Here is a 16195-nt window from a genome sequence, read left to right as displayed (position 1 = left end):
CCGGCGAAGAGGTCCGCAAGCCTTGCATCCTCTGCTCTATCGCCATCATAGGTGGAGTCAAACCGCCCAAGCCCCTAGAATCCCCCGACGATTACAGGAGACGACTTCATGCTGATGGTGATTTCCCCCGCCAAGACCCTCGATTTCGAAACACCACCGGTGACGAAACGCTTCACCCAGCCGCAATACCTCGACCATTCCCAGGAACTGATCGAACAATTGCGCACCCTCAGCCCGGCGCAGATCAGCGAGCTGATGCACGTTTCCGACAAGATCGGCGGCCTCAACGCCGCGCGCTTCGGCAGCTGGAACCCGGCCTTTACCCCGGACAACGCCAAGCAGGCGCTGCTGGCCTTCAAGGGCGACGTCTACACCGGCCTGCGCGCCGAAGACTTCAGCGACGCCGACTTCGACTTCACCCAGACCCACCTGCGCATGCTCTCCGGCCTCTACGGCCTGTTGCGCCCGCTGGACCTGATGCAGCCCTATCGCCTGGAAATGGGCACGAAGTTCGCCAATGCCCGGGGCAAGGACCTTTATGCCTTCTGGGGCACGCGCATCAGCGAATGGCTGAACGAAGCCCTGGCCGAACAAGGTGACGACGTGCTGCTGAACCTGGCCTCGAACGAGTACTTCTCGGCGGTCAAGCGCCCGGCGCTGAAGGCGCGGATAATCAATACCGAGTTCCGCGACCAGAAGAACGGGCAATACAAGATCATCAGCTTCTATGCGAAAAAAGCCCGCGGCATGATGGCGCGTTTCGTGATCCGGGAACGCCTCGAGACCCCCGAACAGTTGAAGACGTTCGACGAACAAGGCTACCGATTCAGCACAGAACTGTCCAAGCCGGACAATCTGGTGTTCCTGCGCGATCACGCGCCGGAGTAACACCCCGCCCGATCGTTTCCACGCGCAGCAAAGGAACACCTCACTGGACGCTGCGAGTGCGCTCCCGAGGTGACGTGCAGCGTCATGGGCTGCGTTCCCATACGGAGCGTGGGAACGAGCAACAGACGACCCACATTTCTGTTACCCTGCACCTACTCGGTGCATTACACGCAATGTGTAATCGCCGACGATCCCTGTGCATCCCCCTCCCCGCAGCAGCAAAAAATCAATTATTTGACGCCAACAAATTGACTGTAACAACCATGAAATTTCTTTCACTCGACATTTCGCATTTTTTTGCGTAGTGGCACCGGAAATTTTTTTCCGTAGTGGCATACAACCATCTAGGCATTTTTCATCCCCGTAACTAAAGGGCGAAACGGAAAGTGCTATCAATATGAAAGCAGTGCCATCTTTCATAATATTTCAAAAATTTTCGAAAACAGGATGAGCGGACAGGAACTTATGTTCCAAAGCGTTGCTCATACCACCCGTAACGATTCTCGGAGAATTTGTAAGAGATGACTTACGTGGCGGCGGGATGACATGTTTAAGTTGCCATCAGCGACTTACAACCGCACCCCACAGTTTCAACTCAATCAAAAGGACAGGAGATACGCACCATTAATATCCCCTATACAGGCCAAGGCGGGCCCTCAGACAAAGCACTTGCAAGTGACTTATAACCTGTTGATTCAAAAGGCCCCTGTGCGGGCATAACAGAGTTTCGAGCACGCTGGCAAGGGTCTTCCCGATGAAGGCCGGCCACATGAAGGGGCACGTCCCCTATAACAAGGCCAAGTTTCGCCCAACTTGAGTGCAATTATTTAGCCACTCGACACTTATATGCCTGCACTCGGTGAGGTGACTTCATTTGGTCACACTTCGGGAGCAATACGGTTACTGGCTACATTAACTCCGGCCATTTAATGGCGTGATTAAGATAGAGGTAAATGCGATGCGCATTAGCATATTTGGTTTGGGTTACGTCGGTGCAGTATGTGCCGGTTGCCTGTCTGCACGGGGTCATGATGTCGTTGGCGTTGATATCTCCAAAGACAAGATCGACCTGATCAACAGCGGCAAATCGCCGATTGTCGAGCCGGGGTTGGAAGCGCTGTTGGCGCAGGGTATTTCCAGCGGTCGACTGCGTGGTACCACCGATTTTGCCGAAGCGATTCGCGCCACCGACCTGTCGATGCTGTGCGTCGGCACACCGAGCAAGAAGAACGGTGACCTGGAACTGAACTACATCGAATCGGTGTGCCGTGAAATCGGTTTCGTCCTGCGTGACAAGACCACCCGCCACACCATCGTCGTACGCAGCACCGTATTGCCGGGCACCGTGAAAAACGTGGTGATCCCGATCCTCGAAGACTGCTCGGGCAAGAAGGCCGGCGTCGACTTCGGCGTCGCGGTCAACCCCGAGTTCCTGCGTGAAAGCACCGCGATCAAGGACTACGACTTCCCGCCGATGACCGTCATCGGCGAATTCGACAGCGCTTCCGGCGACGTCCTGCAAGCCCTCTACGAAGAACTCGACGCCCCGATCATCCGCAAGGACATCGAAGTCGCCGAGATGATCAAGTACACCTGCAACGTCTGGCACGCCACCAAGGTGACCTTCGCCAACGAGATCGGCAACATCGCCAAGGCCGTCGGCGTCGATGGCCGCGAAGTGATGGATGTGGTCTGCCAGGACAAGACCCTCAACCTCTCCCAGTACTACATGCGTCCGGGCTTCGCCTTCGGCGGTTCCTGCCTGCCCAAGGATGTCCGCGCCCTGACCTACCGTGCCGGCTCCCTGGACGTCCAGTCGCCGCTGCTCAACTCGCTGATGCGCAGCAACGAGAGCCAGGTGCAGAACGCCTTCGACATCGTCGCCAGCCACGACAAGCGCAAGGTCGCCCTGCTCGGCCTGAGCTTCAAGGCCGGCACCGACGACCTGCGCGAAAGCCCGCTGGTGGAACTGGCGGAAATGCTCATCGGCAAGGGTTTCGACCTGAGCATCTACGACAAGAACGTCGAGTACGCCCGTGTCCATGGCGCGAACAAGGACTACATCGAGTCGAAGATCCCCCACGTATCGTCCCTGCTCAACGCCGACTTCGACGAGGTCGTGGGCAACAGCGACGTGATCATCCTCGGCAACCGTGACGAGAAGTTCCGCGCCCTGGCGGAGAACGCCCCGCACGGCAAACAGGTCATCGACCTGGTCGGCTTCATGTCCAAGGCCACCAGTGCGAGTGGCCGGACCGAAGGTATCTGTTGGTAAACCAACCCAACCGCTGCGCGGTTGATCGCCAGCAAGCCGGCTCCTGCAGGACGGAGTCGACCCTACGTATCAGGTACGACTCGGCACCGTAGGAGCCGGCTTGCCGGCGATGGCGTCCGAAAGGACGCCTTGCCTGCCTTAACCCCATCGGGCAGCCGCCAGGTTCGCCCGAGATAGAGACGGATGCAGATTATGCACAGGCTAAAGCACGGCCTTCTTCAGGCCGCCGGTTGGCTGTTCTACATGAGTTTGCTGATGGGCCTGGCCTCGTTGCTGCCCACCTCGACCTTCGATGCCGAATCCAAGGACTTCATCTTCCTGATCGGTGCCGTGGGCATCTGGCGCTATTCCATGGGCGCCACCCATTTCGTGCGCGGGATGATCTTCCTCTACATCGTCTACCCGCACCTGCGGCGCAAACTGCGCAAGCTGGGCAAGGCCGCGGACCCGTCCCAGGTGTTCCTGATGGTCACCAGCTTCCGCATCGACGCCCTGACCACCGCCCAGGTCTACAGCTCGGTGATCCGCGAAGCCATCGACTGCGGCTTCCCGACCACCGTGGTCTGCTCCCTGGTGGAAATGTCCGATGAACTGCTGGTCAAGAGTCTCTGGGCCAGGATGAATCCGCCCGAGCGGGTCAAGCTCGACTTCGTGCGGATCGCCGGTACCGGCAAACGCGACGGCCTGGCCTTCGGTTTCCGGGCGATCTCCCGGCACCTGCCGGACGACCGCGCGGTGGTCGCAGTGATCGACGGCGACACCGTGCTCAGCGAAGGCGTGGTGCGCAAGACCGTGCCCTGGTTCCAGCTGTTCGACAATGTCGGCGGCCTGACCACCAACGAATTCTGCGAAGTGCGCGGCGGCTACATCATGAGCGAATGGCACAAGCTGCGCTTCGCCCAGCGCCACATCAACATGTGCTCCATGGCCCTGTCCAAGCGCGTGCTGACCATGACCGGACGCATGTCGGTATTCCGTGCCAGCGTGGTCACCGACCCGGGCTTCATCGCCGACGTCGAAAGCGACTCGCTGCAACACTGGCGCCTGGGCCGCTTCAAGTTCCTCACCGGCGACGACAAGTCCAGCTGGTTCAGCCTGATGCGCCTGGGCTACGACACCTTCTACGTGCCCGACGCGGCGATCCACACCGTGGAGCACCCGCCGGAAAAGAGCTTCATCAAATCCAGCCGCAAGCTGATGTACCGCTGGTACGGCAACAACCTGCGGCAGAACTCCCGGGCCCTGGGCCTGGGGATCCGCCGCCTCGGCCTGTTCACCAGCGTCGTGCTGTTCGACCAGCGCGTGTCGATGTGGACCTCGCTGCTGGGCCTGACCGTGGCGCTGATCGCCAGCTTCAAGTACGGCATCGCGTTCATCCTCGCCTACCTGCTGTGGATCGGCATCACCCGCCTGATCCTGACGATCCTCCTGGCCTGTTCGGGACACACCATCGGCCCGGCCTACCCGGTGATTCTCTATTACAACCAGATCGTCGGGGCACTGATGAAGATCTACGTGTTCTTCCGCCTCGACCGTCAATCCTGGACCCGCCAGGACACCAAATTGAGCCGCGACCTCGCCAGCTTTCAAGGTTGGTTCAACACCTGGTCGTCTCGGACCATGACCTTCTCTGCCGGCAGCATCTTCGTCGCCGTGCTGATGACGATGGTCTGACCCGACTCGCCTGAATTAGCTAACGGAGCCTTACCCATGAACTCGAAAGTCAACGCCAATGTCGTCCACGAATCCGAAGCCCAGCGCCAGCACGCCCGGGTGAAAATCCCCGCCCGGCTGCGGTTCTTCGGCACCGAGGGCAAGCCCCTGGAAGTCCGTGTCGAAGACCTGTCCGCCGGCGGCCTGAGCTTCAACCTGCCGCAGCAACAGGCCGTGACCCCGGGAGAGGTGCACAAGGGACGCCTGCAATTCGTCATCGACAACCTCGGCCTGGCCATGGACGTCGAGTTGCAGATCCGCTCCTACGATCGCCAGAGCGGCCGTGTCGGCTGCCAGTTCCAGAACCTGGAACAGCAGGACATCGCCACCCTGCGCCACCTGATCACCTCGCACCTGGCCGGTGACATCGTCAGCATGGGCGACGTACTCGCCACCCTGCAGCGCGACAACTTCACCAGGGCGCGCAAGAAAAAGGATGACGGCAGCGGCATGAGCCCGCTCGGTCGCCTGCGCGCCGTGACCTTCAGCCTCGGTGTCTTCGTCGTCGGCCTGGCGGCCTTCGGCTTCGTCCTCAAGTCGGTCTACGGCATGTACTTCGTCAGCCACGCCCAGGCCGGCCTGGTCAGCGTGCAGGGGATGAACGTCACCATGCCCCGCGACGGCACCGTGCAGAGCCTGATCAAGGACGACGGCGTCGCGGCCAAGGGCGCCCCGCTGGCGACCTTCAGCACCAGCATGCTCGATGTGCTCAAGGGCCACCTGGACGAAGACCAGCTGCAGCCGGCCAAGGTCGAGGAACTGTTCGGCAAGCAGATGACCGGCACCCTGACCTCGCCCTGCGACTGCGTGGTGGCCCAGCAACTGGTCGCCAACGGCCAGTACGCCAGCAAGGGCGACGTGATCTTCCAACTGGTGCCACGCAACAGCGTCGCGAACGTCGAGGCGCGGTTCTCCTACCGCCAATTCGGCGAGGTGCGTCCGGGCACCCGGGTGAACTTCCAGGTCGCCGGTGAAGACCAGGTCCGCCAGGGCAGGATCGTCAGCAGCACCAGCCTGAAAAGCGACGACCTGTCCTCGGATATCCGTGTCCTGATCAAGCCTGACGAAAACCTCGACAGCACCCTCGCCGGCCGTCCGGTGGAAGTCAACAGCGACCGCGGCCCGAGCGTGAACTGGCTGATCGACAAAGCCATGGCCGCCGGTCTGTAAGCAGAGGACATGCCTGTGACGACCTTACGAACCCTGCCCCTACCGCTGACACTGGCCATGGCGATCAGCCTGGCCGGTTGCGCCGGCCTGCCCGACCAGCGCCTGGCCAACGAAGCGCTCAAGCGCGGCGATACCGCCCTGGCCGAGCAGAATTATCGCAAGCTGGCGGACCTGGGCTACAGCGACGCACAGGTCGGCCTGGCCGATATCCAGGTGGAAAGCCGCGATCCGGCGCAGATCAGGCAGGCGGAAGCGACCTACCGCGCCGCCGCCGACACCTCGCCCCGTGCCCAGGCACGCCTGGGCCGGTTGCTGGTGGCCAAGCCCGGCGCGACCGAGGCCGAACACCACGAAGCCGAAGGCCTGCTGAAAAAGGCCTTCGCCAACGGTGAAGGCAACACCCTGATCCCCCTGGCGATGCTCTACCTGCAATTCCCACAGAGCTTCCCCGGCGTCGATGCCCAGCGGCAGATCAGCCAATGGCGCAGCGCCGGCTATCCGGAAGCGGGCCTGGCGCAAGTGTTGCTCTACCGTACCCAGGACACCTACGACCAGCACCTGGACGAGGTGGAAAAGATCTGCAAGGCCGCGCTCAACAGCACGGATATCTGCTACGTCGAACTCGCCACCGTGTACCAGAAACGTGCCCAGCCGGACCAGCAGGCCGAACTGCTCAAGCAACTGCAGGCCGCCTACAGCCGTGGCACCGTCGGTGCCCAGCGGATGGACAGCGTGGCCCGCGTGCTCAGCGATTCGACCCTCGGCCAGCCGGACGCGAAAACCGCCCAGGCGATGCTCGAACAGGTCGCCCCCGGCTACCCGGCCTCCTGGGTCAGCCTGGCGCAACTGCTCTACGACTTCCCGGACCTGGGCGACGTCGACCAGATGATGGAGTACCTCAACAACGGCCGCGCGGCCGACCAGCCCCGCGCCGAACTGCTGCTGGGCAAGCTCTACTACGAAGGCAAGTGGGTGCCGGCGGATGCCAGGCAGGCCGAGGCGCACTTCCAGAAAGCCCTCGGCAGGGAAGTCGCCGCCGACTACTACCTGGGACAGATCTACCGCCGCGGCTACCTCGGCCAGGTCTATCCGCAGAAGGCCCTCGACCACCTGCTCAAGGCCGCCCGCAACGGCCAGAACAGCGCCGACTTCGCCATCGCCCAGCTGTTTTCCCAGGGTCGCGGGACCAAGCCCGATCCGCTCAACGCCTACGTCTTCAGCCAGCTGGCCAAGGCCCAGGACACGCCGCAGGCCAATGAGCTGGCCCAACAACTCGAAGAACAACTGCCGCCCGCGCAGCGCGCCGATGCCCAGCGCCTGCTGCAACAGGAGCAGCGCCTGCGCGGGACCCTGAGCCGTAACCCGCTGGACCTGCAACAAGCCCTGCAAGAAGGCGACAGCGAGGAAAAAACCCTATGACACTCAATCCTTTCGTGAAGGCCGGTATCGGCCTGAGCTTCGCCCTGGCCTGGTCCACACCGACCCTGGCAGCGCTCAGCGACACCCAGAACTTCGGCCTGGAAGTGAAGATCACCGCGCAATCGGAAGACGACCGCGACCTCGGCACCCTCAAGGGCGGCGACGCCAACGGCGTCGGCCTCGACCTGCGCCCATGGGCCTACGGCGAACGCGGCAACTGGAGCGCCTACGCCATGGGCCAGGCCGTGACCGCCACCGACATCATCGAGACCGACACCCTGCAGCAGTCCGATGGCAGCCAGGAAACCTCGGGCAACGATGCCCGCAAGCCGGACAAGAGCTACCTGGCCCTGCGCGAATTCTGGGTCGGCTACAAAGGCCTGACGCCTTATCCGGGCGAGCTGCTCAAGTTCGGTCGGCAACGCCTGCGCAACGATGACGGACAATGGCGCGACACCAATATCGAAGCGCTGAACTGGACCTTCGACACCACGCTGCTGCGGGCCAACCTGGGTGCCGCCGAGCGCTTCAGCGAGTACCGCACCGACCTCACCGAACTGGCGCCCAAGGACAAGGACCGCCTGCATGTCTATGGCGATGTCGCCTACCAGTGGACACCCGGGCAGTGGATCGGCGTGCGCGCCCATCACACCCACGACGACGGCAAGCTCGACTACCCGACACCCGGTGTCGCCGCCGATCCGCTGGACAAGAAGGAAAACGGCGACCTGACCTGGCTCGGCCTGGAAGCCAACAGCGACGCCTATAACTGGCGCAACACCAACACCGTCAACTACTGGGCCAGCCTCACCGGCATGAGCGGCAACCGCGACAGCGTCAATGCGCTCAACGCCGACGGCAGCCGCCCGGTCGACGCCAAGCACAGCGACAGCATCAACGGCTGGGCCACCGACCTGGGTATCCGCGTGCGCCTCGATCCGAACTGGCAGGTCGGCGCGGCCTATGCCCGCGCCAGCGGCGACTACGAACAGAACGGCCTGGAAAGCAACCGCTCGAATTTCACCGGCACCCGTTCGCGCACCCACCGCTTCGGCGAAGCCTTCCGCGGTGAACTGAACAACCTGCAGACCGCCACCCTGTTCGGCTCCTGGCAACTGCGCGAGGACTACGACGCCAGTCTGGTCTACCACAAGTTCTGGCGCGTCGACGGCAACAAGGACGTCGGCAGCAACGGCATCAACGCCGTGCAGAACAACTATGACGACGCCACCGGCGCCCTGCTCTCCAGCACTTCGCTGCCGTTGCAGGACGGCAAGAAAGACATGGGCCAGGAGATGGACCTGGTGGTCACCAAGTACTTCAAGCAGGGCCTGCTGCCGGCGGCCCTCAGCCAATCCATCGATGAACCCTCGGCGCTGGTGCGCTTTCGCGGCGGCGTGTTCAAGCCGGGCGATGCCTACGGCAAAGACGTCGATTCCTATATGCACCGCGCGTTCATTGACGTGATCTGGCGCTTCTGATGCAGCTCGCGAAGGGAGTGTCCGAGATGAACCATATCGCCATGCAAGGCCCGCTCAGTGTCCTGGCCGCAGCCCTACTGCTGGCCAGCGGCGCCGCCTTCGGCAATGCCGAGCAGCCGCTCGCCAGGACCGAGCGCGCGCCGATCATCGCCAAGGAGCTGCAACAGGCCAAGACCTACACCGTCAGCAGCGCGCCGACCGAACCGCTGCACCTGGAAAAACCGAAGCTGCCGGACCTCAGTGGCTACACCGCCGAAGCGGCGGCGGCGAAGATCGTGCGCAGCAAACCGGGCAAGATCAGCGTGCGCCGGATGATGCAGGAAGACGCCCTGAAGGACTTTATCGGCGGCGACAACAAGATGGCCGAATGGGTGGTCCGCCAGCACGGCATTCCCCAGGCGATCTTCGTCGACGATGGCTATATCAACCTCAAGGACCTGAGCAAGAAGCTGCCGAAGAACTACATCAGCGAAACCTCGCCGGGTGTGTTCCTCGCCAGGCTGCCGATCGTTGTCGGGCGCAAGGGCATCCTCGAAATCGACCGGCAGACCCAGGAACTGCGGCTGTCCCAGGAAGGCGGTTCGTTCCTGGTCAACGATGGCCAGCTGTTCATCCGTGACACCAAGGTCACCGGCTGGCGCGAAGCGGACAACGGCCCGGCCACCTTCCGCTCGCCCAAGGAGTTCCGGCCGTTCCTGCTCGCCTGGGGCGGCACCGAAACCTATATCGTCAACAGCCAGATGGCCAGCTTCGGCTACGCCAACAGCAAGTCCTACGGCGTGAGTATTTCCCAGTACACGCCGAATATGGCCAAGGTCCTCAAGCGGCCCGAGCCGACCGGCTGGATCATCGGCTCGCAGTTCTCGGACATGTGGTACGGCTTCTACTGCTACGAGACCCGCGACTTCGTGGTCAAGGGCAATACCTACCGCGACAACATCGTCTACGGCATCGACCCCCACGACCGTTCGCACCGGCTGATCATCGCCGACAACACCGTCCATGGGACCAAGAAGAAGCACGGCATCATCATTTCCCGGGAAGTGAACGACAGCTTCATCTTCAACAACCGCAGCTATGACAACCACCTCTCGGGCCTGGTGATCGACCGTAACAGCGTCAACAACCTGATCGCCTACAACGAGATCTACAAGAACCACACCGACGGCATCACGCTCTACGAGAGTGCCGACAACCTGATCTATGGCAACAAGGTGATCAGCAACAAGCGCCACGGTATCCGTATCCGCAACAGCGTGAACATCCGCCTGTACGAGAACGTGTCCATGGCCAACGGCCTGACCGGCATCTACGGCCACATCAAGGACCTGACCGACACCGACCGCGACATCAAGCTCGACCCGTTCGACGCCGAAGTCTCGCTGATCGTGGTCGGCGGCGAACTGGCCGGCAATGGCAGCGGCCCGCTGTCCATCGACTCGCCGCTGAGCGTCGAGCTGTACCGGGTGTCCATGCTCGCCCCGGCGAAGAACAGCGGCATCAGCTTCACCGGGATTCTCGGCGATCGCCAGGATGAAATTCTCGACCTGCTGGTACGCCAGCAGAAAGCCGTGCTGATCGACCCCGTCGAACGCCAGACCCAACTGCGGGATTGAGGATGACCTTTATGAACCCACACCTGATCAAACTGCTCGGCCTGTCCGGCCTCGCCGCCGCGATCTTCGCCGCCAGCGGCAACCTGCGGGCCGAGGAAGTCCAGGCGCCGAACTTCACCGCGCAGCCCTGCTGCAGCCTGTGCCCGGCGGCCCATGACGCGAAGAACTACGTCACCCGCTACCAGCAGAACTTCACCACGCTGGTCCAGGCCCAGGGCGACTGGCTGTTCCGTACCCAGGAAGACCTGCGCACCGAATTCGACACCACGCCGGCCGGCTACAAGCGCATGCAACAGTTGCACGACGCCTTCAAGAGCAAGGGCGTGGAACTGGTGGTGGTCTACCAGCCGACCCGCGGCCTGGTGGATCGCAACAAACTGTTCCCGGCCGAACGCGACAAGTTCGATTACGAGAAGGCCCTGCACAACTACCAGGCCATGCTCGGGCGCTTCGCGAAAATGGGCTATCACGTCCCGGACCTGTCGCCCCTGACCAACGAACAGCAGGCCCACGATTTCTACTTCCGCGGCGACCAGCACTGGACGCCGTACGGTGCCGAGCGCACCGCGAAGATCGTCGCCGAGACGGTGAAAAAAGTCCCCGGCTTCGCCGACATTCCCCATCGCGAATTCGAGACCAAGGTCTCCGGGCGCATGGGCAAGACCGGCACCCTGCACAACATGGCCGGCCAGTTGTGCGGCACCAGCTACGCGATCCAGTACATGGAACAGTTCAGCACCGAGCCCAAGGGCGAGGCGGGAGACGGCGACCTGTTCGGCGATTCCGGCAACCCGCAGATCACCCTGGTGGGGACCAGTCACAGCGGCAAGAACTACAACTTCGCCGGCTTCCTGCAACAGTACATCGGTGCCGACATCCTCAACGTCGCCTTCCCCGGCGGCGGCCTCGAGGGTTCGATGTTGCAGTACCTGGGCAGCGACGAATTCCAGAAGACCCCGCCGAAGATCCTTATCTGGGAATTCTCGCCGCTGTATCGCCTCGACCAGGAAACCATCTACCGGCAGATGATGGCGCTGCTCGACAACGGCTGCGAAGGCAAGAGCGCCGACATGAGTGCCAGCACCACGGTCAAGCCGGGCAAGAACGAACTGCTGGTCAACAGCAACAACCGCGACCTGCGCAACAGCGCTCACCAGGTCGACATCCGCTTCGCCGACACCTCGGTGAAAACCCTGCACGCCACCCTCTGGTACATGAACGGGCGCCACGAGGACATCAAGATCGAGAAACCGGAAACCTCCGACACGGACGGACGTTTCGCCTTCGAACTGCGCACCGACGAAGACTGGGCCAACCAGAACCTGCTGGCCGTCGAAGTCCAGGGCCCGGAAGCGGGCACCGCACCGCAGAAAGTCGAGGCGAAGATCTGCAAACGCAACGTATTCCCCAGCGCTGAGCCCCACAGGGCGCAGGCCGGGTTATGAGGTGCCTACCGATGAAACTCCGCACACTGCTCGCTCCCTCCCTCCTGGCTCCATCAATGCTGGTCCTCGCGATGGTCGCCGGCTCGGCCGGGGCCGCTGCGCCGCTGCGCCCGCCACAGGGCTACTTCGCCGCCGTCGACAAGTTCAAGACCGGTGACAACAGCGAGGGCTGCGACACCATGCCCCAGCCCTACACCGGGCAGTTGCAGTTCCGCAGCAAATACGAGGGCTCCGACAAGGCCCGCGCGACCCTGAACGTGCAGTCGGAAAAAGCCTTTCGCGACACCACCGCCGACATCACCACGATGGAGCGCGGCACCAGCAAGCGCGTGATGCAGTTCATGCGCGACGGTCGTCCGGAACAGTTGAGCTGTACCCTGAGCTGGCTCACCGCCTGGGCCCAGGCCGATGCGCTGATGTCCAAGGACTTCAACCACACCGGCAAGTCCATGCGCAAATGGGCCCTGGGCAGCATGGCCTCGGCCTATATCCGCCTGAAGTTCTCCGACTCCCATCCGCTGGCGACCCACCAGAAGGAAGCGCAGCAGATCGAGGCCTGGTTCGGCAAGATGGCCGACCAGGTGGTCAGCGACTGGGACAACCTGCCGCTGGAGAAGACCAACAATCACTCGTACTGGGCCGCCTGGTCAGTGATGGCTACCGCCATAGCCACCGACCGCCGCGACCTCTTCGACTGGGCCGTGAAGGAATACAAGGTCGGCGCCAACCAGGTCGACCCGCAGGGTTTCCTGCCCAACGAACTCAAGCGCCAGCAACGCGCCCTGGCCTACCACAACTACGCGTTGCCGCCGTTGGCGATGATCGCCAGCTTCGCCCTGGTCAACGGCGTCGACCTGCGCCAGGAAAACAACGGTGCGCTCAAGCGCCTGGGTGACCGGGTGCTGGCCGGGGTCAAGGATCCCGGCGAGTTCCAGGCCAGGAACGGCAAGGAACAGGACATGACCGACCTCAAGGTCGACTCGAAATTCGCCTGGCTCGAACCGTTCTGCACGCTCTACACCTGCCCGGCGGATGTGCTCGAACGCAAGCATGGGATGCAACCGTTCAAGACCTTCCGCCTCGGCGGCGACCTGACCAAGGTCTACGACCCGACGCACGAAAAGGGCAACCAGTAGCACCCGGCACACCGCTCTTTTTTGTGGGAGCCGGCTTGCTGGCGATAGCGGCCGAACAGGCGATGCAAGGCTCACTGGCCCCATCGCTGGCAAGCCAGCTCCTACAGGGGACCGTGGTGGATTGACCGATCGTTCCCACGCTCTGCGTGGGCATGCAGCCCGTGACGCTCCGCGTCACAAAGCGGACGCAGAGCGTCCAGAGAGGCGTTCCCCCGCAGAGCGAGGGAACGATCGACACTCCCCGGTTTTCATGGGGGGTTTGGGGGGGCTTCGGCCCTTGAACGTTGATTAAACAAGGAGAGATCGGGATGGTATTTTCATCCAATGTGTTCCTGTTCCTGTTCCTGCCGATCTTTCTCGGCTTGTACTACCTGAGCGGGCAACGCTATCGCAACCTGCTGTTGCTGATCGCCAGCTACGTGTTCTACGCGTGGTGGCGGGTGGACTTCCTGGCGCTGTTCGCCGGCGTCACCCTGTGGAACTACTGGATCGGCCTCAAGGTCGGCGCCGCCGGCGTACGCACCAGGCCGGCCCAGCGCTGGCTGCTGCTGGGCGTGGCCGTCGACCTGTGCATCCTCGGCTACTTCAAGTACGCCAACTTCGGGGTCGACAGCCTCAACGCGATCATGACCTCGTTCGGTCTCGAGCCCTTCATCCTGACCCACGTGCTGCTGCCGATCGGTATCTCGTTCTACATCTTCGAGTCCATCAGCTACATCATCGACGTCTACCGTGGCGATACCCCGGCGACCCGCAACCTGATCGACTTCGCGGCCTTCGTGGCGATCTTCCCGCACCTGATCGCCGGTCCCGTGCTGCGCTTTCGCGACCTCGCCGACCAGTTCAACAACCGCACCCACACCCTCGACAAATTCTCCGAAGGTGCCACGCGGTTCATGCAGGGCTTCATCAAGAAGGTCTTCATCGCCGATACCCTGGCGGTGGTCGCCGATCACTGCTTCGCCCTGCAGAACCCGACCACCGGCGACGCCTGGCTCGGTGCCCTGGCCTACACCGCGCAGCTGTACTTCGACTTCTCCGGCTACAGCGACATGGCCATCGGCCTCGGCCTGATGATGGGCTTCCGCTTCATGGAGAACTTCAAGCAGCCCTATATCAGCCAGTCGATCACCGAGTTCTGGCGGCGCTGGCACATCAGCCTGTCGACCTGGCTGCGCGACTACCTCTACATCACCCTGGGCGGTAACCGCAAAGGCACCCTGACCACCTATCGCAACCTGTTCCTGACCATGCTGCTCGGTGGCCTGTGGCACGGCGCGAACATCACCTACATCGTCTGGGGCGCCTGGCATGGCATGTGGCTGGCGATCGAAAAAGCCCTGGGCATCAACACCACGCCACGCAGCTTCAACCCGATCCGCTGGGCGCTGACCTTCCTGCTGGTGATCATGGGCTGGGTGATCTTCCGTGCCGAGAACCTGCACGTGGCCGGCCGCATGTACGGCGCCATGTTCAGCTTCAGCGACTGGTCGCTGTCGGAGCTCAACCGCGCCAGCCTCACCGGCCTGCAGGTGGCGACCCTGGTGGTGGCCTACGCGACCCTGGCGTTCTTCGGCCTGCGCGATTTCTACAGCAACCCGCCCGCGCCGAAGGCCAAGCCCGCCGACGGTCCGGCCACCGCGCAACCCGGCCTGATCAAGGCCGCCCCCGGCGAAGCGGCCGGCAGCATCCACGAGCCCGGCTACAACGTCGGCGTCGAAGCCCAGGTGCAACCGGCCTACTGGGTGGCCGACTGGCCGCGCTACCTGATGCGCACCCTGGTGCTGCTGCTGTTCATCGCCTCGATTCTCAAACTTTCGGCGCAAAGCTTCTCGCCGTTCCTCTACTTCCAGTTCTGAGGGAGCCGACCATGACCCGCTCATTACGCATCCTCTACATCGCCCTGTTCCTCGTCACCTTGCTGGCGCTGGGGCTGTGGTCCCTGCGCAGCTTCATCGGCTTCAGCACCAACGCCGACGCGACCGTGCTCAACGGCCGCTGGACCAAGGCCATCGAGACCCACTACGACGGCGAGTTCCCGATCAAGCGCCTGGGTACCAACCTCTGGGCCGCGCTGGACTTCAAGCTGTTCAACGAAGGCCGTCCGGGCGTGGTGCTGGGCCGCGACCACTGGCTCTACAGCGACGAGGAATTCAACCCCATCGCCAACGAGCAGCAGAACCTGCAGGGCAACTACGCCCTGGTCGAAGGCGTGCGCCAGACCCTCAAGGCCAAGGGCGTGAACCTGGTGATGGCCATCGTGCCAGCCAAGGTCCGGCTGTACCCGGAACACCTGGGTGAAGTCCGCCCGGCGAGCATCCACGCCAACCTCTACGAGGATTTCCATGCCCGCGTCGCCGCCGACCGGATCCTCGCCCCCGACCTGCTCGGCCCGCTGCAACAGGCCAAGCAACAGGGCCGCCAGGTGTTCCTGCGTACCGACACCCACTGGACCCCGGACGGCGCGCAGATCGCCGCCACCCAGCTGGCCAGCGCCATCGCCGCACAGGCGCCGCTCAGCGGCACGCCGCAGCGCTTTGTCACCGAAGCCGAGAAGACCGAGCAACACAAGGGCGACCTGACCCTGTTCCTGCCGCTGGATCCGCTGTTCGACAACCTGATGCCGCCGCAGGAACCGCTGGAAAAACGCATCACCCGTGCCGCGGACGACCAGCCGGCCGGCGACGACGCGCTGTTCGCCGACAACGAAGTGCCGGTGGCGCTGATCGGCACCAGCTACAGCGCCAATCCGAACTGGAACTTCGTCGGCGCCCTCAAGCAGGCCCTGCACAGCGACGTGGTGAATTACGCCGAGGACGGCCACGGCCCGATCCTGCCGATGCTCGCCTACCTGAAAAGCGACGCCTTCAAGAACAACCCGCCACAGGTGCTGATCTGGGAATTCCCGGAACGCTACCTGCCGGTCAACAACGAAATCGGCGATGCCGACCCGCAGTGGGTCGCGCAACTCAAAGCCGCTGGTATCCGCCAACAGAACCTGGTGCAGAACACCACCCGATCCGAGTCGCCTGTACAGGCGCAAAACTGAAAG

The 16195-nt window shown here is 62.8% G+C and carries 11 protein-coding genes; all 11 read left to right on the top strand.

The features are described 5' to 3' along the window. The first annotated feature begins 108 nt into the window (after positions 1-108). The 11 genes from yaaA to KI243_RS05650 all read left to right on the top strand — a co-directional run bounded on the left by yaaA (position 109) and on the right by KI243_RS05650 (position 16192). Complete coding sequence (gene yaaA / locus KI243_RS05700; RefSeq protein ID WP_177108025.1) at positions 109-888, top strand: peroxide stress protein YaaA; 780 nt, start codon at positions 109-111, stop codon at positions 886-888. Between the two features lie 958 nt (positions 889-1846). Continuing rightward, positions 1847-3163, top strand: a complete 1317-nt coding sequence (locus KI243_RS05695) for a nucleotide sugar dehydrogenase (protein ID WP_017124113.1) — start codon at positions 1847-1849, stop codon at positions 3161-3163. A 189-nt stretch (positions 3164-3352) separates the two neighbouring features. Continuing rightward, positions 3353-4837: a mannuronan synthase gene (gene alg8 / locus KI243_RS05690; protein WP_177085870.1), complete on the top strand. Its 1485-nt coding sequence runs from the start codon at positions 3353-3355 to the stop codon at positions 4835-4837. 36 nt (positions 4838-4873) lie between these two features. After that, positions 4874-6046, top strand: a complete 1173-nt coding sequence (locus tag KI243_RS05685) for an alginate biosynthesis protein Alg44 (RefSeq protein ID WP_017124115.1) — start codon at positions 4874-4876, stop codon at positions 6044-6046. A 9-nt stretch (positions 6047-6055) separates the two neighbouring features. Further along, positions 6056-7465, top strand: a complete 1410-nt coding sequence (algK, locus tag KI243_RS05680; protein ID WP_042934519.1) for an alginate biosynthesis TPR repeat lipoprotein AlgK — start codon at positions 6056-6058, stop codon at positions 7463-7465. Next, entirely contained in the window at positions 7462-8946 is a 1485-nt protein-coding gene (locus KI243_RS05675; RefSeq protein WP_017124117.1) for an alginate export family protein, read from the top strand. The genes algK and KI243_RS05675 overlap by 4 nt, the downstream gene beginning before the upstream one ends. A gap of 26 nt (positions 8947-8972) precedes the next feature. Continuing rightward, entirely contained in the window at positions 8973-10562 is a 1590-nt protein-coding gene (algG, locus tag KI243_RS05670) for a mannuronan 5-epimerase AlgG (protein WP_244861819.1), read from the top strand. An 11-nt stretch (positions 10563-10573) separates the two neighbouring features. After that, a complete protein-coding gene (locus KI243_RS05665) occupies positions 10574-12007 on the top strand; it encodes an alginate O-acetyltransferase (protein WP_177108026.1) in 1434 nt (477 codons plus the stop codon). 11 nt (positions 12008-12018) lie between these two features. Next, entirely contained in the window at positions 12019-13143 is a 1125-nt protein-coding gene (locus tag KI243_RS05660; protein WP_042934522.1) for a mannuronate-specific alginate lyase, read from the top strand. A gap of 308 nt (positions 13144-13451) precedes the next feature. Next, the gene (locus tag KI243_RS05655; protein WP_017124121.1) at positions 13452-15002 is read left to right on the top strand and encodes an MBOAT family protein; all 1551 of its coding nucleotides are present in this window, start codon (positions 13452-13454) and stop codon (positions 15000-15002) included. Positions 15003-15013: 11 nt separating this feature from the next. Beyond that, the gene (locus KI243_RS05650) at positions 15014-16192 is read left to right on the top strand and encodes an alginate O-acetyltransferase (RefSeq protein ID WP_017124122.1); all 1179 of its coding nucleotides are present in this window, start codon (positions 15014-15016) and stop codon (positions 16190-16192) included. Positions 16193-16195 lie beyond the last annotated feature (3 nt).

The sequence above is a fragment of the Pseudomonas sp. Ost2 genome (assembly GCF_018326065.1).
GTDB lineage: Bacteria > Pseudomonadota > Gammaproteobacteria > Pseudomonadales > Pseudomonadaceae > Aquipseudomonas > Aquipseudomonas gingeri.
This window is presented reverse-complemented; position numbering and strand designations above follow the sequence as displayed.